The sequence below is a fragment of the Paenibacillus sp. FSL W7-1279 genome (genome assembly GCF_037969845.1).
In the GTDB taxonomy this organism is placed as follows: domain Bacteria; phylum Bacillota; class Bacilli; order Paenibacillales; family Paenibacillaceae; genus Paenibacillus_AQ.
Genome location: NZ_CP150215.1, coordinates 129048 through 150343, shown reverse-complemented (window position 1 = coordinate 150343; position 21296 = coordinate 129048). Strand labels below are relative to the sequence as shown.

The 21296-nt window shown below is 51.7% G+C and carries 16 protein-coding genes; 3 read left to right on the top strand and 13 right to left on the bottom strand.

Annotation, left to right across the window (positions count from 1 at the left end):
• Window positions 1-76: 76 nt before the first annotated feature.
• From fba to rpoE, 4 genes are all read right to left on the bottom strand, one after another.
• Complete coding sequence (gene fba / locus MKY82_RS00665) at window positions 77-931, bottom strand: class II fructose-1,6-bisphosphate aldolase (RefSeq protein ID WP_071222333.1); 855 nt, start codon at window positions 929-931, stop codon at window positions 77-79.
• 174 nt (window positions 932-1105) lie between these two features.
• Complete coding sequence (locus MKY82_RS00660) at window positions 1106-1498, bottom strand: response regulator (protein ID WP_339295256.1); 393 nt, start codon at window positions 1496-1498, stop codon at window positions 1106-1108.
• Window positions 1499-1769: 271 nt separating this feature from the next.
• Window positions 1770-3371, bottom strand: a complete 1602-nt coding sequence (locus MKY82_RS00655; RefSeq protein ID WP_194540354.1) for a CTP synthase — start codon at window positions 3369-3371, stop codon at window positions 1770-1772.
• A 699-nt stretch (window positions 3372-4070) separates the two neighbouring features.
• Complete coding sequence (gene rpoE / locus MKY82_RS00650; RefSeq protein ID WP_194540353.1) at window positions 4071-4637, bottom strand: DNA-directed RNA polymerase subunit delta; 567 nt, start codon at window positions 4635-4637, stop codon at window positions 4071-4073.
• A gap of 366 nt (window positions 4638-5003) precedes the next feature.
• On the opposite strand from rpoE, the gene MKY82_RS00645 reads away from it, so the two are divergent.
• A complete protein-coding gene (locus MKY82_RS00645) occupies window positions 5004-6152 on the top strand; it encodes a S8 family peptidase (RefSeq protein WP_339295255.1) in 1149 nt (382 codons plus the stop codon).
• Window positions 6153-6253: 101 nt separating this feature from the next.
• On the opposite strand, the gene argS is transcribed toward MKY82_RS00645, so the two are convergent.
• From argS to MKY82_RS00620, 5 genes are all read right to left on the bottom strand, one after another.
• Complete coding sequence (gene argS, locus MKY82_RS00640; RefSeq protein WP_339295254.1) at window positions 6254-7933, bottom strand: arginine--tRNA ligase; 1680 nt, start codon at window positions 7931-7933, stop codon at window positions 6254-6256.
• A complete protein-coding gene (locus MKY82_RS00635; RefSeq protein WP_071221146.1) occupies window positions 7930-8355 on the bottom strand; it encodes a DUF1934 domain-containing protein in 426 nt (141 codons plus the stop codon). The genes argS and MKY82_RS00635 overlap by 4 nt, the downstream gene beginning before the upstream one ends.
• 380 nt (window positions 8356-8735) lie before the next feature.
• The gene (locus MKY82_RS00630; RefSeq protein WP_194540350.1) at window positions 8736-9407 is read right to left on the bottom strand and encodes a GNAT family N-acetyltransferase; all 672 of its coding nucleotides are present in this window, start codon (window positions 9405-9407) and stop codon (window positions 8736-8738) included.
• An 84-nt stretch (window positions 9408-9491) separates the two neighbouring features.
• Window positions 9492-10163 (bottom strand): GNAT family N-acetyltransferase, encoded by a 672-nt coding sequence (locus MKY82_RS00625; protein ID WP_339295253.1) that lies wholly within the window; start codon window positions 10161-10163, stop codon window positions 9492-9494.
• Window positions 10164-10212: 49 nt separating this feature from the next.
• The gene (locus tag MKY82_RS00620) at window positions 10213-11070 is read right to left on the bottom strand and encodes a carbon-nitrogen hydrolase family protein (protein ID WP_339295252.1); all 858 of its coding nucleotides are present in this window, start codon (window positions 11068-11070) and stop codon (window positions 10213-10215) included.
• A gap of 343 nt (window positions 11071-11413) precedes the next feature.
• Here MKY82_RS00620 and MKY82_RS00615 point away from each other — a divergent pair, with 343 nt between their 5' ends.
• Entirely contained in the window at window positions 11414-11938 is a 525-nt protein-coding gene (locus MKY82_RS00615; protein WP_071221142.1) for a phosphatase PAP2 family protein, read from the top strand.
• A gap of 210 nt (window positions 11939-12148) precedes the next feature.
• Entirely contained in the window at window positions 12149-14221 is a 2073-nt protein-coding gene (locus MKY82_RS00610) for a serine hydrolase domain-containing protein (RefSeq protein ID WP_194540347.1), read from the top strand.
• A 133-nt stretch (window positions 14222-14354) separates the two neighbouring features.
• Here the strand turns inward: MKY82_RS00610 and MKY82_RS00605 are convergent, their stop codons facing one another.
• The 4 genes from MKY82_RS00605 to MKY82_RS00590 are packed head-to-tail and all read right to left on the bottom strand — an operon-like array spanning window position 14355 to window position 21282.
• On the bottom strand, window positions 14355-16865 hold the full coding sequence (locus MKY82_RS00605) for a glycoside hydrolase N-terminal domain-containing protein (protein ID WP_339295251.1): 2511 nt from the start codon (window positions 16863-16865) through the stop codon (window positions 14355-14357).
• Complete coding sequence (locus MKY82_RS00600; RefSeq protein ID WP_339295250.1) at window positions 16862-18007, bottom strand: glycoside hydrolase family 88 protein; 1146 nt, start codon at window positions 18005-18007, stop codon at window positions 16862-16864. The genes MKY82_RS00605 and MKY82_RS00600 overlap by 4 nt, the downstream gene beginning before the upstream one ends.
• A 25-nt stretch (window positions 18008-18032) precedes the next feature.
• Window positions 18033-19178 (bottom strand): oligogalacturonate lyase family protein, encoded by a 1146-nt coding sequence (locus MKY82_RS00595; protein ID WP_339295249.1) that lies wholly within the window; start codon window positions 19176-19178, stop codon window positions 18033-18035.
• Between the two features lie 37 nt (window positions 19179-19215).
• Window positions 19216-21282 carry a glycoside hydrolase family 65 gene (locus MKY82_RS00590; protein ID WP_339295248.1) on the bottom strand — a complete coding sequence of 689 codons (2067 nt, stop codon included), beginning with the start codon at window positions 21280-21282 and terminating at the stop codon, window positions 19216-19218.
• Window positions 21283-21296: the final 14 nt, after the last annotated feature.

Here is a 21296-nt window from a genome sequence, read left to right as displayed (position 1 = left end):
ACAGCCTAAATATCTTAGGTGATTCCAATCGTCATGTCGTAGCCACTAGAACTACAAGCGACTTAACTATGAATAATTAAGCTTGATTGTTGGAACCAAACTCACGGATTTTGCCAACAACGGTTTCCTTGATTGCCTCACGGCCTGGTTTCAGGAATGTGCGTGGATCGTAAGCTTCCGGTTTAGCAGCAAGCACTTCACGAACAACTTTAGAGAACGAGATTTGGTTCTCAGTATTCACGTTGATTTTGGAAGTACCCAAGGAGATCGCTTTCTTGATGTCATGCGTCGGAATGCCTGTACCACCATGAAGCACCAACGGAAGTTTCACAGCATTGCGAATCTCTTCCATCTCTTTGAAACCAAGGTTTGGTTCGCCTTTGTAAGGACCATGAACAGAACCAAGCGCAGGTGCCAATGTGTCGATGCCTGTTTCGTTCACGATGCGAACGCAATCGTCCAGCTTCGCGTACATTACGTCACCGATAACATCATCTTCTTGTCCGCCGACCATACCGACTTCAGCTTCAACGGAAACGCCTTTAGCATGAGCATACTCAACGACTTGTTTCGTTGTTGCAATATTCGTATCAATCGGGCTGTGGGAATCATCGATCATAACCGAAGTGAATCCTGCGTCGATTGCTTCTTTACATTTCTCAACACTTGAACCGTGGTCAAGGTGAATGGCAACAGGAACCGTAACTTTCAGGTCCTCCATCAAGCCTTTTACCATGTGTACGACGGTGCTGAATCCACCCATATAACGAGCTGCCCCTTCGGAAACACCAAGAATTACCGGTGATTTCTCTTGCTCAGCCGCTTCAAGAATCGCATATGTCCACTCCAGGTTGTTGATGTTGTATTGACCAACAGCATATTTACCTTCGAGTGCTTTGTTCAGCATGTCTGTCATTGATACTAATGGCATGGTTTCATCCTCCTATAGATGCTTAGTTTGTCTATGGTTTTTAGCCGATATAACATACGGACTTATTATACCACATCGCGTCATAAATACTAAACAAGCATTTCCTAAAATGCTGCGAAGGAGCTCACATTCTGGCAAAAAAAAGAATTCCGCCCTTTGAGCAGAATTCATCATTCAACCGATATTACTGGCGGTCCCTTTCAGCTGCATATTAACGGCTTGACGCATCTCGTCAATATCAAAGGGTTTGGTAAAATGCATCAACGCACCAAGATCGGTTGCTTCCTTGATCATGTCAAGCTCTCCATAGGCCGTCATCATGATCACCTTAATGTCCGGATTCATCTGTTTTACATGCTTCAAAATCTCAAGCCCGTCCATTCCAGGAATTTTCATATCCAGCAGCACCAAATCCGGAGCATGCATCTTCACAATTTCAAGTGCCGCCTTGCCGTTCGCCGCTTGAAACGTCTCATATCCCTCACTGCTGAACACTTCCACAAGCAGGATGCGGATACCATTCTGGTCATCCACAATCAACACTTTGTGTTTGCTTTCCTTGCTCATCCTTCTAACCTCCCCGATACATAAATTCGTATAATGAGTATATGCAAACTCGAAAGTTCCTAACTTTCCCATAACCGACCATTATTTGTATTCGCCTGTAGATGTCGAATTCCTTCCTACCCTAAAAAAAGTAAGAAAAAAAGATGTACGAATTTGTTGTATGTGAATCGACAGCTCCGGACATCCGCTCTGAAGGTTAGCTTGCCCTCTCTGTCATTATGATAATGGATTTCTACGCAAAAAAGAGCCTCTTCAAAAGAGGCTCTTCTCATTATGCCTGATGCTGGATCGAGGCTTTTACAAATTCACGGAACAGCGGCTGCGGACGGTTCGGACGGGAAGTGAATTCCGGATGGAATTGCACGGCGAGGAACCATGGGTGTCCTGGCAGCTCTACAATTTCAACCAGACGTCCATCCGGAGAAGTACCGGATATGCGCAGACCTGCTTTTTCAATATCTTCGCGGTACTGGTTGTTGAACTCATACCGGTGGCGATGTCTTTCATAAACGAGCTCGTCCTGGTAGCAGGACTCTGCAAGCGATCCTGGAACCAGCTTACATGGATACAGACCCAGACGCATCGTTCCGCCAAGATCCTCGATATCCTTCTGCTCAGGCAGCAGGTCGATGACTGGATATTCGGTAGCCGGATCAATTTCCGAGCTGTTCGCGCCGTTCAGACCGACAATCGAACGGGCATATTCAATAACAGACACTTGCATCCCAAGACAAATACCGAAGAATGGAATGTTGCGCTCACGGGCATAACGAATCGCGCTGATCTTACCTTCGATACCCCGATCTCCAAATCCACCCGGTACAAGGATACCACCAATGCCCCTCAACGCCTCTTCCACGTTGTCTGCCGTAATCTCTTCGGCATTCACCCAGCGGATTTTCACGTCAGCATTAGCATCAAAGCCTGCATGAGACAGGGATTCAACAACACTGAGGTAAGCATCGTGCAGTGCGACATATTTACCAACGATCGCAATCTCAACGGTCTTCTCCAGTTTGGATACACGCTCCACCAGATCTTCCCACTCGCTCATATCCGGCGCAGGGGTAGTCAATTTCAAATGATTGACAACAATTTCATCAAGACCTTCTTCACGCAAATTCAGCGGTACCTCATACAGCGAGGAGGCATCGCGGCATTCTACAACCGCGTTAGGATCGATGTCGCAGAAGAGCGCGATTTTTGCTTTCATCTCGGTTGAAAGCTCATGCTCCGTACGGCACACGATAACATTCGGCTGAATGCCGATACTGCGGAGTTCTTTTACACTGTGCTGAGTCGGCTTCGTTTTTACTTCACCGGCTGCCTTAATATATGGAATGAGGGTTACATGAATATACATCACGTTCTCACGGCCAACGTCGCTCTTAATTTGACGGATCGCCTCAAGGAAAGGAAGGCTTTCGATATCGCCGACCGTTCCGCCGATTTCGGTAATAACCACATCCGAACCCGCTTCACGGCCTGCACGGAACACGCGCTCCTTGATTTCGTTCGTAATATGAGGGATTACCTGCACGGTACCGCCCAAATATTCTCCCCGACGTTCCTTGCTGATAACAGATGAGTATACTTTCCCTGTTGTCACATTGCTGTTCTTCGACAGGTTAATATCGATGAAGCGCTCATAGTGTCCCAGGTCCAGGTCGGTTTCCGCACCGTCGTCCGTAACGAATACTTCGCCATGCTGGTAAGGACTCATGGTGCCCGGATCTATATTAATGTACGGATCGAATTTCTGAATCGTTACCTTGAGCCCTCTGTTCTTAAGCAATCTACCGAGCGAAGCGGCGGTAATTCCCTTACCAAGAGATGACACGACCCCGCCTGTTACAAAAATATACTTTGTCACTGTAAAAACCCTCCTATATAATCTCCATAACTTCAGGCGACATATGATGTTTATCCTAACCCGTTTTCCCCTGATTCATCAGAGGGACCAACAAAGAAGCATCGCTCGCTTCCAAAAATGGTGAGCGAGCTGACCTCCGACCTATTACAAACCGCATATATTGACGCTTAAATGATCCTCATATCATGTCGAGCTGCTTAACACGGCATACGTTATGAGGCATCAAGACGAGCGGTTTCCATACCTCATCTTAAACAACTGCAAACTTGAATCTTAGTTGACATAAGGTTTAGCAGAAGATGTCCCCTACCGGCGGAATACTCACTGCAAGAGACCATGAAAGTCCAGTCCCTACAGGAAGGATGCCTCCACAGTCCAAAGAAAAAATGTCTATCGACAAACTTCCAGAAGACAGACCGCTTTTGATAAGGTGCTTCTCTTGCGTTATTAGGTCCAGAAGCTAGCGTCGTTTACACTTTCTGAGCCTTAAAAACAAAAAAAGTGACCCCGAATAAATAACGGGGCACTTTTATATTAAACATATTTAATCCACAATCATAAGCCCAAGCAATAGTTTACTCTGTGCCTTGTCTGCTTGTCAAGAGAAGAAGCAACCTCAAAATTCCCCAATCGGCTGACAATGTAAAACACCGTCATAATCAGCTCAGACAAGTGCTAAAGTCCCTGCTGCATGAGGGATTAATCCTTATCGTCTTCCTCAAATGCCTCATCTTCCAGATCATCTTCCTCATCGGATTCGGAATCCTCGTCTTCCAATTCGTCATCATCCAGAACAACCTCTTCGTCTACTTCATCGTCGGCATCGTCATCATCCGGGAAGAGATCGTCGTGATCATCATCTTCTTCATCGATGCTGTCGAAATCCTCCTCGACATCGTCACCGCTATAAGTATCCTCTTCATCGGTGAAGTCATCGTCATCATCATCTTCATCGTTGATGATCCGCGGACGCTTGGCGTTCGCAATCGGATCCTCGGACTTCTCCAGCGGATACCAGCGTTTTAGTCCCCACAGATTCGTTCCTACACATGCGAAACGTCCGTCTATATTGATCTCGGTATATAACTGGGCAATCGTTTCGTTAATTTCCTGTTCCGTAAAGCCGCGAAGCTTGGCCACCTCATTCATAAGGTCACGGTAATAATACGGCGTATTCGCCGCCTTCAGAACCATAAAAGCCAGGTCAACCATTGGGATTTCCTGAATCTTCTCCGGATCGATCTTTAAATTGAGCGGATTACTCACTAACGCACACTTCCTCTCACACAATCTTCACGTTATACCCTCAACATATCCATTATCAAAACTAAGTAAAACCTATTTGGAAATAAAAATCAAGTTTTTCTGCGCCATTACCCATCAGATGCCAAAAGGAAAAAGACGGAGACAATTGTCTCCGTCTTCTGACTGTATCCGCCCCAAGGATCGACTCCTTACGGGATTAGATAAGAGAACCTTGATGTTCCCTCCATGTATCTTATGTTAGCCCTGCTGCTTTGACACGGTAAACAGGGCCTATTTCCCGGAAAAAGGGCAACATCCCATTCGGGCACTCTCCCCGGTTCATACAATACTGAAGCAACGGTTCATCGAGAAGGGAGATTGCCACATATGGATTACACCCGGATCATGCAATCACTACTTACAGAGACGAACCCTATGCGGAACGTCCGGGAAATGAACCGGCGGCTCCTCACGTTTCATGACCCTCAGCTGTACCAGGAATGTATCCGCGAATGGATACGACTTGTCGGGAAAAGGCGTTTCCCGAGTTCAGTCAGCTATTCGCCGCTTACCCAAACCATCATCGCTCCAGCTCCCCAAACCGCGAAGTTTGAAGCGGAGTTCCGGAATGAACTGATGGTAGAAGAGGATGACCAGGTTCATATCCAAGCCATACAAGGGACAATTGGAACGCTAACCGGGATCCCATGGGGTATCAAGCAAATCAAAGCCCCTCAAGCCTGGTCGATCTCGACAGGACACCGCATGAAGATTGCGGTTATCGACACCGGGGTGGATTTCGCTCACCCCGATCTGAAGTATTCGCTGACCCGAGGGATTAATCTCGTCCACCGAAACATACCGCCATACGATGACAACGGACACGGAACACATATTTCGGGTACCATCGCTGCTGCGAACAGCACGCAGGGCATGATTGGCGTTGCTCCAAGATCTGTGGTGTATCCAGTCAAAGCCTTTGATCACAACGGATCCGCCTTTGTGTCGGATATCATTCTGGCCATCGACTGGTGCGTGCGGGCCGAGATCGATATCATTAATATGAGTTTCGGTATGCAGACCCGAAGCCGTACGCTGCTGGATATTGTAGGCAAGGCCAACCAAGCAGGCGTCATTATTGTAGCCTCCTCCGGCAATGACGGCAAACGTCGTACCGCGGACTATCCTGCCCGTTATCCTCAAACCATATCCGTCGGAGCTACCGACCGCAACCGGAAGATCCCCTCCTTTAGCAATCGTGGGCAATTTGTCGATATTTATGCACCTGGAGATAAAATCGTGTCCGCTTGGCTGCAAGGAAAATACCACGAGATGAGCGGCACCTCTATGGCGACTTCGCACGTCAGCGGAGCGATCGCCCTGCTGCTTGCGCAAAAGCCTGACCTGAAAAAAACGGCTACCATTAAGGCCCTGCTGCGACGCACCTCCTCTCCCCTTAAGCTTAAAAAAGGATACAGCGTCTCCGATGGAGAGGTAAATGCCTTGAAATTTTTGCGCGAGGGCATGAAATTATAGACTGATTCTTCAGTAGTTACAAAAGAAGTCCGTTTGCAAATTCAAAACAGCCGCCTTTCCACGGAAAGACGGCTGCTGTCACATATTCAAATTAGGGCTCCTTACATCCGTTCCGGCGCCGATACGCCCATCAGGCGAAGCACGTTAGCAATAACGGTACGAACAGCTCGAAGCAAAGCCAGGCGAGCCTGCGTTTGATCCGTATCCTCCGTAATCACGCGCTCAGCTCGATAGTAGCTGTGGAACAAGGAGGCCAGCTCGTATACATACCGGATAAGTCGGTGCGGAGCATAGTTCTCTGCAGCAAGCGACACTTCCTGCGGGAGCTCTCCTATTTTGCGCAAAATGTCGTATTCATGCTCGGTTGTCAGAACGCTCAGGTTCACTTCCGAAAGCGGCAGGAGGTTAACGCCCTGCTCCTCCGCTTGGCGGAATACGCTGCAGATACGTGCGTGTGCATACTGCACATAGAAGACCGGATTCTCATTGGACGTTGACACCGCCAGATCCATATCGAAATCCAGATGCGAATCCATGCTGCGCATAGTGAAGAAATAGCGGATTGCGTCTACGCCGACTTCATCCATCAAGTCTTCCATCGTGACCGCTTTACCGGTACGCTTGGACATTTTCACTTTCTCGCCATCCTGGAACAGGCTGACCATCTGAGCGATCAATACAATCAGTTTGTCCGGATCATTGCCCAGCGCCTCCATAGCTGCCTTCATCCGCGGAATGTAACCATGATGATCGGCTCCCCAAATATTGAGGATCTTGTCGTAACCGCGCTCGTATTTATTGCGGTGGTACGCAATATCCGGCGTTAGGTAAGTATAGGTTCCGTCATTCTTCACGAGGACGCGGTCTTTGTCATCCCCATAGTCGGTGGTACGAAGCCAGGTTGCCCCATCCTTCTCATAAGCTTCGCCCTTCGATTTCAGCTCTTCCAGGGATTTCTCCACGAGTCCGTTCTCGTACAGGGATGTCTCACTAAACCATTCGTCAAAATGAACGCGGAATCGATTCAAATCGCGTTTGATTTTATCCAGTTCCTTCTCAAGCCCGAACTGACGAAGGAATGCAGCTCTCTCGCCTGGATCCATGGACAGCAAAGAGTCGCCCTTCTCAGCTACAAGCTCTTTAGCAAACCCTTTGATATCTTCGCCGTGGTATCCATCTTCCGGCATTTCGGCATCCTGACCGAGCTCCTGCAAATAACGGGCTTCGAGGGATTTTATCAGGTTCACAACTTGGTTGCCTGCATCATTAATGTAGTATTCGCGCGTCACTTCGTATCCAGCAAAATCAAGCACATTGCAAAGGGCATCACCTACCGCCGCTCCGCGGGCATGTCCCAGGTGCAAACTTCCGGTGGGATTGGCGCTGACAAACTCCATCTGAACCTTTTGCCCCTCTCCGGTAGCAATTCGCCCGTAGTTGTCGCCCTGTTCTTCTACCAACGCAACGATCGGATAGAGGTAACCCTTGTCCAAGGTAAAATTAATGAATCCTGGCCCGGCTATTTCCGCTTTTTCAATGGAAGCCTTCCCCATGTCCAGATGTTCCAGGATAGCCTCCGCAATTTGTCGCGGGTTCTTCTTGGCGATTCGTGTCAACTGCATCGCTACATTCGTAGCCAAGTCGCCATGCGACTTATCCTTGGGAACTTCAAGCGTAATGCCTGGCAATTCCTCACGGGAAACCAATCCTGCAGCTACGGCAGCGTCCGCCACCGCTTCTGCAACCAGCCCGTTAATGTGATCTAATGGATTCATTGTCATGATTCATGTGCCTCCTGAATAGTCAAACTAATAGAAAAGTGTCCCGAAAACTCGTCAAACACATATAAATCATACGCCCAAGCCGCTCGTCCGGACACTCCTTCAAGCGCAAGCTCCAGACGCTGGGTGTGCGTAGACAGATTAAATGAAGTGAACGGGGAGCGGTAATACCCAGGCAATCGCTGACCCAGCTTAAATGCCTGCTCGGACTCCACCTCGCCGTGACGGATCAGCTTCAGCTCGTCCTCCGTCAGCTTGAGCATGGCCCGGGTTTCCCCTTGATGCGGTCCAAGCGCTGGTTCGGTATAGCGAACATACAGGACATTTCCTTTGATAAACGCCTCTGCCGGAAGCTCCTGTATCGTATTCTCCCCTTCGTGAAGGCTTTGAAGACGGATGCTCACTTGTTTTCGGTCGTTCATGTTCGTTCCTCTTTTCCTTACCTATTGTATTACTATATCCAGTATAGCCCTGCAATTCAAATGAGGATTTTAGCAAATGTGAAGTAAACGTCTATCCGCGTGCTTACACGAAAGATCGGGTGCATCCTCAATCCCCGTATTTCTCGACCCATTGCTTGTGCCACTCACGATAACTTACACCCGTGATTTCCACCAGAGTCTTCCCGTCGATGGAATAAGGCGCACCGGCTAAATCGCCCCGATCAGGGAACGAGGTTCCCCCGATAACCTCACCCTCTGCTATCCTACCAATTAGAATACCAAAATATCACATGCTGTAGGCATACCCGGAAAAGAATATGCCTGATCCGTAACGAATCAGGCATGAACTATCATATAAGTTACAACGGAAGCAAGGCTACCTTCTCCCGCATTTCCAGCTTGGCCACCATGTCGTTCCAGGCCTGTGGTTTCTCAGGCAGTACCGAATAGTAACGTCTCAGGAAGTTGACGATCAGCTCCGCAGACAGCTCATCAACGGCATCATCGCCAGGCATGAAGCACAAATCGAGCCCGCTCACCGCTTCGCCGTCATTGTTCCAGGAAGGATGCACGTAGGCGATATCCGTGCGTTTGTAGCCAAGATGCGAGAGGACTTCGCGGCGAACAAAAGGATCCATCGGCTTCACACCGCCGAATGCATGGTCCTGCACCCGGTACGGATCGTAAATCTCGGCAAACATGCCGAACAGCTCTTTGCCGTTCGCGGCCGCGAGTTGATTTAGATCCTTCAAACGATGCTGTGCCAAGAATCGGCCGATGCCGAGCCCTTCGCGCCCGATGATGGTAAAATCGGTCATCGCTACATTCCAGTCCTCATAATAGCGGTATTCCGTTGTACCCACCACTTCGTCCTCATGCAGGGCAACGAATACCCGGATGCCCGGATCTTCCAGCGGTTCCTTCCACAAACTGAATTCCAGCACCTCTTCCGGAGGGAACACTTCCTTCATCAGATTGTGCATTTTGCGGAACAAGGGATCGTCGATGCTCGTAATGCGAATATATTCCATTAAATTAAAGCCTCCTTATTATATGTAATAAAAAAATCCATCATTATAGTTGAAATCAATTTATATCGTTCAAGCGAGACTTCTTTATCCAGTGAAAGGGTTCTTCCATTCCATCAGAGCCCCGTAGTTGCAGGACTCCTCATCCTCCAAATAATCTGCCGCTACCCCAACGGGCGTCCGGCCGCAACGAAGCAGGAAGGTAATCACCGGATCCTTGAGATCACCCCGGACAACAGCGTCCAGATACTCCGCAGCCGACATTTGATGGGCATGCCGATGATAGCCGGGCATCCGTCCGCCGCCAAGGAGCCGGTCCAATCCCTGTTCGACGGTCACGTGATACAGCGACTGAATCAGCCATTTGCCGAGCCCAAGCTTGCGAAAGCGCGGCCTGACGCAAATGTCGGCAATGTATAGCGTATTCCCGTCCGCCTTATGCGACCGGATATACCCGTTATCCGTGGCCTCCGCCCAGGAGTGGGCAGGCTCCATCGGATCGTAATCCACGATGAGCGAAGTGATGGACCCTGCGAGCATGCCTTCCACTTCAACGCACAGAGCCCCCTCAGGGAACAGGGTAACATGCTGCTTCAGCTGCTCCTTGTTCCACCACTGCTCCGGCGGATATGGGGGCGGGAACGTCTCGGATTGAATGACGATCAGCTCGTCAGAATCCGCTTCCGTGTAGCTTCGAATGATAACCGGCACCGGCCGGGCATCGTCAAATACATATAACTGTTGATGAAACCGGGCCATTTCCTCTGCACCGCCTTTGTCCTATTTTCCTCAAGTAATGATAAACGGCTTACTCCCAATCCGGATACAGATCAGTACGCCGGTCACGCCATGTCGTGACGGAGCCCTTCTCGCGCACTTGATACAATAAATCCAGATCGAGATCGGCGGTTATGATCATGTCGTTGTTCAGCTCTCCCTCGGCCAGCAGGCCCTGTGGAGGAAACGGGATATCGTTCGGGGTAATGATGGCCGCCTGTCCGAAGTTGGCACGCATCAGATCCACGGTTGGCAGCGAACCAACGGTACCGGTCAACACCACATAGATCTGATTCTCAATGGCGCGGGCATGACTGGTGTAACGCACGCGATGGAATCCGTGACGATCATCCGTACAGGATGGACAGAAAATGACATCGGCTCCTTTAGCCTTGGCCATGCGCACAATCTCAGGAAATTCGATGTCATAGCAGGTCAGCATCGCAATGGTGCCTTTTTCCGTCTCGAACACTTTGAGCCCTTCGCCCGCTCCCATATTCCATCCGCTAATCTCCGAAGGCGTGATATGGATCTTGGCCTGCTCCGCAATGCGGCCGTCCGGATAGAACAGATGCGCTACATTGTACAGCTTCCCTTCCCGGCGAATGACGTGCGTCCCGCCAATGATATGCATATGATATTGCTTCGCAAAGCCTTGAAACAGCAAGCGGTAACGGTCTGTGAAATCCGGAAGATCATTGATCGTCAATGCCTTGCCCTGATCGTCCCCGATGGACATCAGCTGGGTCGTGAAAAATTCCGGAAACAGCACAAAATCAGCTTCAAATTCCTCCGCCGTCCGAATGTAATGCTCCGACTGACGGGCAAAATCGTCAAAGGATTGAATCGTGTGCAGATGGTATTGCACGGCAGAAACGCGAAATTTCATGCTTCTCCTCCTTAAGCGTGGTTAGATGCTTACATTATATCGGATTCTGCGCTTCGAGAACATGGGAACATGAAGTCATCCTCCCTTGGAAACCATAATCCTAAGAAGCAAGCTTCTAGCACGCTAAAACGGTTATCATCAACTCGCCGTGCGATAAGGAATGCTCAATTTATGAAAAAATACAAGTCATTCATACCCACGCTTAACAATTCTCCTGTATACTGTCGTATGTAAGCCTCTTGTCTACACTATGAATCTTTAGCCCTTACAAGCATATATTGCAGCCCGATTGGACTTTGGGCTGCCAGCTTACAAAATTATAATGTGAGGTGTTCTGTTCACAATGATTACTCGTTCGATGGATTGGCTTCAGCAACATGACCACCTTATCTTCCGCTGGTTAAACCGCAAGATCAGCAACAAAACGGTGGATTCGATGCTCGCGCTGGTCACCCATATGGGGGGTGCTATCTTTACCATTGTGCTGACACTCTCGATAGCGTTTTTTGCACCTGAGCCGTGGAATACGATGGGGTGGCAGAGCTTTATTGCGCTTTCCCTCAGCTTCCTGATTACGGCCCTCATCAAAAGGAAGATGCGGCGCATCAGGCCTTATCTGGCACTTGAAAAGGTGCGCTTCGAAAAAAAACCGATGAAGGATCACTCGTTTCCTTCCGGGCACTCGACGGCGATCTTTTCCATTATTACGCCGTTTCTGTTCATAACGCCGTGGCTATCATTGCTCTTGATCCTGCTGGCCCTTACGGTCAGCCTGTCACGGATTTATCTTGGCTTTCACTATCCTTCGGATTGTTTGGCCGGCTGTTTCGTCGGAACGACCTCGGCGCTGCTTATCGTGCTCAGTTAAAAAAACAGGCATCTCCCTCTTGGCTTTACGGCTCTGGATGGAATGCCTGTTTTTTTGTGCTTCCCTCATTGTTTTTCTTGCCTCTATTCAGGCTGCTCCACATCTTTCGCACACGTGTACATTATAATTTTGCAGAAATATGAAAAAAGATTGAACCATTCCGGCTGGTAAATCGTACTAATAGTACATTCATAATAAGGAGGTATTTATTTGAAGAAAAGACTATCACGGATGCTGGTTACCCTACTCGCCGTTACGATGATCCTTCCGGCTGGGGTAATGGCAGCAGATAACAGCCAAGCTGCCGCTGGAGGAAGCCTTGAGAAAACCGCCGCTGAGAAAGCCAAGCTGCTCACCGGGACGTATGGAACGACAAGCGTTCAATATGCCCTTATCGACAACGGGGTGATTACCGTGTCCGGGCAAGAGGGCGTCAATGATATGGAAGGAAAGAAACCGCTGACTAAAGATACGATGTATGCCATCGGTTCCACGAGTAAAGTGTTCACCGCCGCTGCGGTAATGAAATTGGTGGATGAGGGAAAAATCAACCTGGATACGCCTGTGGTTCAGTACATACCCGAATTCACGATGAAAGACGAACGTTACAAAAAAATCACGCCGCGCATGCTGCTTAATCATTCCTCCGGACTGCAAGGCTCAAGCCTGAATAATGCATTTTTGTTCGAGGATAATGACCCTCATGCACATGACACGCTGCTGAAGCAGCTGTCCACCCAAAACCTGAAAGCGGATCCGGGTGCATTCTCCGTTTATTGTAATGATGGATTCACGCTAGCTGAGATACTGGTAGAGAAAGTCAGCGGCAAGGATTTTACCGCCTTCATTCATCAATATTTTACCGAGCCGTTAGATTTGGACCACACGAAGACATCCCAAGATAATTTGGATTTAAGCCAAATGGCAGGTCTGTATTTTCCTACTCACCAAGGACAGCTTCCTAACGAGACGGTCAATGTGATCGGCACCGGCGGCATCTATTCTACGGCTGAAGACTTGGTACAGTTCGCGCAGATTTTCACCGGAGAAGCCGAAGGCATTCTTTCCGACAAATCCGTTAAAGCCATGGAGCAGGAAGAATATAAAAAGGGTCTGTGGCCCGAAGATGCCGATAACTCGTTCGATTACGGACTTGGCTGGGACAGCGTAAGACTGTTCCCGTTTAACCAATATGACATGAAAGCCGTAACCAAAGGTGGAGACACCATCCTGTATCACGCTTCGCTCGTTGTTCTTCCGGAGCAGAACATGGCTGCCGCTGTATTATCGTCTGGCGGTTCCAGCTCAACCAACCAACTGTTGGCCAACGACATTCTGCTGCAAGCGCTCAAGGAGAAAGGCACCATCAAGGAAATCAAGCCGGAGAAATCCTTCGGCAAACCGGTCAAGGCCGACATGCCTAGCGACATCGCGAAATATGCCGGTTACTATGGCGTGACGAATCAGCAGATGAAAGTCGACATCAAGGACGGCGAACTATCCATTACCGTACCGATGGTGCCGGATTATCCTGCGGAGAAATATGTATACACTGCGGATGGAACCTTTGTCAGCGCGGATGGCAGCACGAAGGTAAGCTTCGTCAAAGAAAAGAATGACCGCATCTATTTATGGGTAAGACAATATGTAACGATTCCTGGACTTGGGCAAATGGCTTTATCGCATTATACCGCCGAGAAAATGGAAGCGAACCCGTTATCCAAGGAGACCGCTGCCGCTTGGGCCAAGCGGGAAGGCGAAACGTTCTATCCATTGAACGAGAAATTCACATCCCTGATGTACTTCATTACGAAACCGACGGTTGAGATTAACAGCAAGAGCGGTCTGGAAGGTTACATGATCGACAAAAAGATCATTGACCAGGATACCGCAGTAAGCCAGCATCAGGTTCCGGCTATCGGTAGCCGGGATACGGCCGAATTCCGCTTCTATAAAGAAAAGGGCGTAGAGTATCTCGAAGGGGCAGGCTCCCTGTTTGTGAGCGGTAAGAACGTGAAGCCGCTTTATAAAGGGAAAAAATCAACCGTCACCCTGCAAGCCGATGGTTATGCCAAATGGTACACCGTCCCTAAACAAGCTGAGGGCAAAACCATGACCGTCACCCTGCCGGCACAAGGCGCATTCGTCGTGTATGACGAAAAAGGTGCGGTTGTAAACTACAGCCTCGTCAGCGGTAGTAACGAAGTGAAGCTCCCAGCCAATGGAGCTGTTGTATTTGCCGGTGCCCCAGGCTCGGCCTTCGGGATCACCTTGCAGCCATAATAAAAGTGGGCAGCCAAGCAACATGTTCTCAGTTAAGCCAAGATAACTCTTAAAGGAAAAGCACCTCAACCAAAAGCTAATGCCCATGGTTGAGGTGCCTTTTTGCGTTAACCGGTCTTCGCTAGCTACAATTTCAAGGTCCGATTACGTCCCCGTCGACCTGCGGGCTGCAATGGATCGACAGCTGTGTTCCCGGGCCCAGACGAACCGCATAAAAAAGGGGCCCTAGCGTTGATGGCTGGATGGAGGCTCCCTGCCCAGACATGGAGCTTTTTCCTGCCCAAGGCGGCAGGGAAACGAGGATGTTCGTCTCCCGTTCAGCCTCAAGCTTAGCGTGGAACATACCGGCATCCCGGTTCCATTCCATGGTGATCCGACCGGTATGGAATCTCCAACCTGAGAGCCGGCCACTACGCCAGCGCTCCGGCAGCGCCGGCAGGAGCTTCACCATATCCGGCGATACCTGCAGCAGCATCTCCTGTACGGCATTCACCCAACCCATGTTCGCATCGAGCTGTATCGGCGCTGCCGGCATATCCATGCATATCCCCATCCCCCTCCAATCGTTATGGAGGGTAAACAGATTCGGCAGCAGGCATGATTGCGCCAGTGTATCCAGACACTCCAGTGCACTGTCGCCTTCCCCTAACCTCGCATAGATGGACGCCATATGAGCCAGCGACCAGCCGCTTTGGGCGCCGAGCCGGCGCAGACGTAACGCCTTCTCGAAGGCGACATACAGCTCCGGCGCTGATTCGCGGGTCACTTCATCACCCGGGAACAACGGATAGATATGCGAGAGATGACGGTGATCGTATCGGTCCTTAAACTTAGGATCCAGCCATTCCGCAAGAGCTCCGTCCTCGTTCGTCCGGTAAGAGGGGATGCGTTCGAACATTCGCTTCCACCGCTCCTCCTCATCCTTCGAACCTGGGCCTCCGACGAGCCGATTCGCTTCGATCAGATGGGTAAGCAGTTCCTTCATAATCGCAATATCCATCGCTGCATTGACGGTTGTCGGCATCGGGTGAGCCAGCTGCTTTCCGTCCTCCGGCATGAAATTAAGCGGCGTATTCTCCGGCGATACCGAAGGATACAGACGATAGGAGCCGTCTTCACCAACGACTGCGAAATCCTCGTAGAATTGAAGAGCTTCGCGCATGAACGGCAGCGCTTCCTCCCTCAAAAACCGGATATCGCCCGTATACAAAAAATGCTCGTAATAATGCCGGGCGAGCCACCCGGCTGCTCCCGTCCAGTTTAGAATGACGGGTACGATTTGATTCGGCGTTCCGATCCCCGGCGTGGTCCCAGCCGGGATGTAGATTCCGCGACATCCGTACAGCTTGCGGGCATTGCCGCGGAAATCGCCCATTAGGCTGCCATAGTAGCGGAACAGAGGGGGCACTAATTCTCCCAAGGCTCCAACATGCGCGTGCCAATACATCATTTGAATATTCTCATTTGCCATATGGTGGCACCAGACAAGCCGGTAGTCTCCGCCCCACAAGCCATACAGTCCGAAAGGCCCTGATTCGGCTGCCGTCCCGCTAATAAACAAGTACCTTCCATAAGCCCACATTTTACGGACAAGCGATACGGGCGCTTCGCCTTCGTAAGCCTCCAGCATCAGCTCCTCGTTCGAACGCACGTCCTCCCTGCTGGCAGTGTTAAGCTCCAGGGATGCGGAATGGAACAAAGGACCATGGAGCTCGGTGTGGCGCTTGAGCAACAGGTCATATTCGCACGTTTCAGGGAAGTTTTTGAGTTCATGCTCAAGCTGCTCCCATTCCTGTTCACGCTTGCCACGAATAAATACTTTCACCAGTACAAGCACCCGGCGGGCCTTAGTAAAATTCAACATCGTTCCTTCCTTAGTTGACTGCAAGCTTCCATCTTCACAAATAAGCCGCAGCACGGCACCGAAATCTGTACCGTCATCATTGCGGCCGGCGTACCGGATATACGCGCCTTTCGCCGAAGTGACCACGGATTCGGCCAATTCCCTGAATTCTGGCGTATCCCCCCATCGATCGCTTGGGTAAAGCGTCAGTCCGATCTCCCCCGAAATACAGTGAAACGCCCCGGCTTGATCCTCGATATGCTTACCGGTCCCCTTCCTGTCTCCAGGGTGTATTTCTTCGTTGGCACATTCTTCGGAGCCAATCTCATAGACGACAGCCCCATCTGCACGGGATACAAACAGCCGCCTTACGTACCGGTTCGGGCCGTCCGTCCAGCCTACCGAAACTTCGCCGGTCTCCATATTGAGGGATCTTCGGTAACGACGGAATGCCCGTGTGCTGGGCATGAACAGCTTAATCGCCGCGAGCGGAAAGCGGGAGGCCAGCCTCGTCCCGTATCCCCGCTCCCTTAAAGCGTTCGCCAAGTTCCAGCTGGCCTCCATATAGTGTCCTTCATCCATCAGGCTGCGCGTTTCGGCGAGCGTCATGCTCACGTCCGGCAGCGGATCTTTTCGACCCCAATGCCACAACCCCTCGTGATTCAGCAGTACCGTCTCTTCCTGCACGCCCCCGAAAACCGAGGCCCCGACAATCCCATTGCCTGATGGCAGCGCCTCACGCCACATATTACGCCACCAAGAGGCGGGATACCTCATGGTTAACAGGTTCTCTTGACTCATCCCCGATACCCGCCTTTGCCCCCCGCCTGCAGCCTCTCCATTTCGATGCTGGCCAGCAGAAGCGGAGCGACGCCCATGAGCGAATCACTGACAACCTTTTCACTCAAATAATAATCGTATGATCCGTCGCGGTATTTGCGCCCGCCCAATCCGGCGCCGTGGCAGATGCCGTGAAGGTGCAGCCCTTCGCCGTCGACGGTGATAAAATGTTTCTGGATGCCGTCATAGGCACGTTCGACCACCCCGATGTCGATCTCGGCCAAATAATGAAGCCGAATGCCTTTGGCCAAGGCATAGGTCAACATGCAGGAGCCGGAAGCTTCCATATAATTGCCCTGCCGGCCATTGCAGTCCATCACCTGATACCACAGCCCGCTGTCTTGATCCTGAACGCGTACGAGCGCATTGGCCATCCTTTCGAAAATGCCCATCAGCTGCCCGCGCTGCGGATGCCTCACAGGGAAAAACTCCAGCGCGTCCACAAGCGCCATCGCATACCAGCCCATGGCCCGGCCCCATACATGGCGCGAGCGGCCCGTTTCCTTGTCGCACCAGCGCTGCTCCCGGCTCTCATCATAAGCGTGATGCAGCAGCCCCGTCTGCGGATTCCGAGTACGCCGCTCGATGAGCAGCAGCTGCCGGGCCGCTTCGTCGAACCATGCCGGCTCATCAAACGTTTCTGCATATTCTGCCATAAACGGTGACGACATATAGAGGCCGTCCAGCCACATCTGAAACGGATAGATTTTTTTATGCCAAAATCCGCCTTCGTCGGTCCGCGGCTGTCCAACCAACTGAGATGCCAGCAGCTCGGCAGCCCGGCGATATTTCTCCTCTCCTGTCGTGCGCCACAAGGGCAGCAGATTCTTGCCTTTATTGATATGATCGAGATTATAGTCCTCCAGTGTGTAGCCGGCTATGGCCCCGTCTTCCTGTATGAAGACGTCCATATGACGCTTGACCACTTCATTGTAACGCTCCTCACCCGTCCAATTGGCCAGGCGGCCCAGTGCAGTCAAAGCCATGCCGGCCACGTAGCCCCATTTGTTGGCTATATTCGGATGGTATCCGTCCACGCAAGCGGACAGGATCGTCTCTGCAACCTGGACCGGTATTCGTTCCAGCACCGTTGCTTCAGCCACGGTTGACCACTCCCTTCTCCTTCGCTTAAACCGACAGCAGCGGCAGCGAATCAAAATCCTCCGGCATGCCGACCAGATACAGATTGCCGTAACCATTTTTATCGCTTGTAAACAAGAGTCGTTTACCGCCCGGATCAAAACGCGGATGCGCGTGCACCTTCTGGGAATGAAAGCTGCATCGAAGCTCGCACAGCATTCGCGGTCCTTGGTAGACTCCTTTGGCGTCTTTACGCCATACGGAGAGGGTTTTGACCGCCCCCTTGCCATCGACAACGGCCTGACCGTAGCCGTCCGCATACGCATGCCACGTATCAAACCCGAAGTCCGTCTCTTCCATGGCCGTATTGTCATACCGGATGCTTCCGAAGAAATTAGTTCCATCCATGCGGAAGCCATGGTAACCGATGGTTATACCGTCAGGATAAAAAAATTCATGGCCGACCTTTTCTCCGGGTTCAAGGCGCTGGCGAATTCTCCAGGCCTCTCCGCTCCGAAGGTCCAGCCCCCATATCCGGTGATCGACCAAATGCCAGGGTCCTTCGTGGCAGAAGGTGATCAGCCATGGTTCGACGGGTGACGCGTTAATATGGGTTATAAAACGATGGGCTTCATATAGGGTTTCCGGCTGCGTCTGCCCTTCCGAGTCGATCCGCACGATCCTGCTGTGGGGAGCGGCCTCCATCAACTCCCTATGGCCGACATAGCCGTTGCCCAGATCGAGCGGCATGCGATGGGACAGATCCTCCTGTATGCAGGTGACGACTGAGCGTCCATCCGCAGGACAGCTCAGATTGCCGATGTTGTACCCCTCCGGGGCTTCGTAGATCAGTTCTTCCTCCAATGTTGCCAGATCGAGACGGCGTACGCTCCGATCCGTTTTGACAAAGGCGGCCCGGCCATCCGGTAATAGACAGGCATCCACAGCATCATTGTCCGGGTAATCCGTCAGCTGAAGCATCTCACCGCTGTTAACATCCATGCTGTACAAGTTCGAGCTGTTGTCCCTGTCCGATACGAACAACAGCCGCTTCCCGCCGTCATACCATCCGCTTTCCGTAAAATACAGATGATGACTGTGAGCTTTGTAGTCGGTCAGCTGCACCACTTCGACTCCGGTCAACCGGTCGCGGTAAAACTTACGTTCCGGCCTCCACACCGTTCCCTTGGCCATATTCAGCCCTCCTGTCCGCAAGTTGTATAAGCCGAAGCTATAGCCACGGCTTCAGCCCCTCCCACTGCACCGTCCAGCCGCTTGCCGGAAATCCCGGGCAGTTCGGGTCCTCTTCGCCTTCCCAGCCGCAGGCCATCATAGCGACCGCCGTAAGCAGTCCGCCGTTACCCGGCAAGTAAGCGGATAGGCCTGGGCGCTGATAGTTATGCCCGTTTGGCAAATACGTGTTTTTCATTTCGTCCATTAACAGAAAATCGACAGCCAGATCGCGTTCGCCGAGCCGAGCAGCGGTCATGGCGCATACGGGAAAATCCCATCCCCAGGCCGTCTCCCATTTCCAAGCATCCTTAACCTTCCACAGTGTACGCCGCATGGTTTCGCGGTCGATCAGCTTGCCGGGAAGCACGCCTAATGCGCACAGCATGGACGGGTGGTCATGATTCTTCTCCGTAAACGTGTCCGGCGCAAACTCATGCGCCAGGTAAACGCCGTCGAGTCGGGGCGGTGCCGCCAGATTGCTTGCCACCTCGGCCCAACGCGGATTCGGCTGAATTTCCAACCGATCAGCCCACTTTATAGCGATATCAAAGCCGTATTTCCAATACTCCAGCTCGTAAGGCGGGTTCGCGCTTGCATTCATCGGATGGCATTCTTGAGCCGGAATAAGCGGCGGGCCAAGATCGAAAGCGCCTGTTGCCTCATTCCAGTGAACATAGGAAACCATAAAGTCAGCCGATTCAAAGACGATGTCACGGAACCGGCGCAGCGTTTCTTGTGCTGAGTCGGCCTTATAGCACAGCTCCGCCATGGCGATTGGATGCGGCTGCTGCCAGATCAAGCCCGGAGCGACCGGCGACGGGCACGGGATGCCGTCAAAACCGACCATTTTCGGCCAGCGTGCTCCCTCGTATCCCTGGGATAGCGCCAGCTCGCGGGCGACCGGCAGTATGCCGTTGTACCAGTCCAAACTTCTCCGCAGGATGGAAGCCCGGCCCCACAGCGCGAAATGGGCGGCATGCCACCAATGCATCTCCAAATGCGATTTGCCAAACCAGCTGTTATACATTAGGCCGGTCTCTTGGGGCGGCATAGAGCCCCCACTGTGAATGGCGCATAACCATTGCGACAGGACAACGCGTCGCTCCAGCTCAAAGGCTCGCGGATCGGAGCTGCCTGCGAAGCTGACTGCACCCCCGCTCTGCCAAAACGATGCCCAGTGCCGGGCGCTGGCCGGAACGATGGCCTCAAAGTCAGCCGCACCGGGCGACCCAGCTGCAAAGCCGACGGAAAACGCCAGCTCCTCCGAAGATTGTTCAGGAGATTCGCCGGGAAACAGCGTAAATTCATGGGTTTCCGTCTGCTCCAATCGGCCAGAGCTCCAATGCCAGCGGACCGCATAACGTTCTTCGTCCAGCGTTCGCTCAATCAAGGCCGCCCCTTCCTCCTGCTTGACGAGAACGGTATCATGTCGTTGATCGTTTTCCCAATCGGGAAACACCGATTTCGACCAAGCCGAATGCGTCATATCCGGTGCGGGGAAGCGGATAAATACCTGAAGCCGCCCTTCCCGGATGAGGGGCGAGACAACCCGCACGCCTATAATATCAGCATCCGGATGGCACGCCGTCGTAACTTCGACCGGCACGCCGCGAATTTCGAACTTGCTCGATAGAATGCCCGTCCACAGATCGAGATTTTGACGGAATTGGCCTGCAGCGCTGTAATTGAGCTCTTCTCCCGCTTCGTCTAGAAATCGGAACGACAGCCGGCCTAGGTGAAGTCGGTGGGGATTTTGCCGCAGCCATTGGTAAGCTTCCGGCTTATCCCCCGGCTTCATCGGATAGCCGACCTGCCGGCCGTGGGTCTCGAACATCTGCAACGCTGCATCCTGCGCGGAGAACCTTTCGCGCCCCCCCGTAAAATGCCAGCCCCAGTTCGACTGGGTGCCAAGCGGCACCTCGTATTGTTCTGGAAATGTCTGCAGCCCGGTAATATCGGCGGTAAACGCAAATTCCCCGTTGCCTACCGACAGTGGTGAAAGCGGATCTAGCCTGTCGAATTCAGGATTATGCCGCCTAACAATCTGCTCTCTCTCCATCTCCATAGCTCCTCCCTTCC

Bases quoted from the DNA above. Each gene is read 5' to 3' on its own strand.
- fba (WP_071222333.1), bottom strand. From the start codon at position 931: ATGCCATTAGTATCAATGACAGACATGCTGAACAAAGCACTCGAAGGT.
- MKY82_RS00660 (WP_339295256.1), bottom strand. From the start codon at position 1,498: ATGAGCAAGGAAAGCAAACACAAAGTGTTGATTGTGGATGACCAGAAT.
- MKY82_RS00645 (WP_339295255.1), top strand. From the start codon at position 5,004: ATGGATTACACCCGGATCATGCAATCACTACTTACAGAGACGAACCCT.
- argS (WP_339295254.1), bottom strand. From the start codon at position 7,933: ATGACAATGAATCCATTAGATCACATTAACGGGCTGGTTGCAGAAGCG.
- MKY82_RS00635 (WP_071221146.1), bottom strand. From the start codon at position 8,355: ATGAACGACCGAAAACAAGTGAGCATCCGTCTTCAAAGCCTTCACGAA.
- MKY82_RS00630 (WP_194540350.1), bottom strand. From the start codon at position 9,407: ATGGAATATATTCGCATTACGAGCATCGACGATCCCTTGTTCCGCAAA.
- MKY82_RS00625 (WP_339295253.1), bottom strand. From the start codon at position 10,163: ATGGCCCGGTTTCATCAACAGTTATATGTATTTGACGATGCCCGGCCG.
- MKY82_RS00620 (WP_339295252.1), bottom strand. From the start codon at position 11,070: ATGAAATTTCGCGTTTCTGCCGTGCAATACCATCTGCACACGATTCAA.
- MKY82_RS00615 (WP_071221142.1), top strand. From the start codon at position 11,414: ATGATTACTCGTTCGATGGATTGGCTTCAGCAACATGACCACCTTATC.
- MKY82_RS00605 (WP_339295251.1), bottom strand. From the start codon at position 16,865: ATGAGTCAAGAGAACCTGTTAACCATGAGGTATCCCGCCTCTTGGTGG.
- MKY82_RS00595 (WP_339295249.1), bottom strand. From the start codon at position 19,178: ATGGCCAAGGGAACGGTGTGGAGGCCGGAACGTAAGTTTTACCGCGAC.
- MKY82_RS00590 (WP_339295248.1), bottom strand. From the start codon at position 21,282: ATGGAGATGGAGAGAGAGCAGATTGTTAGGCGGCATAATCCTGAATTC.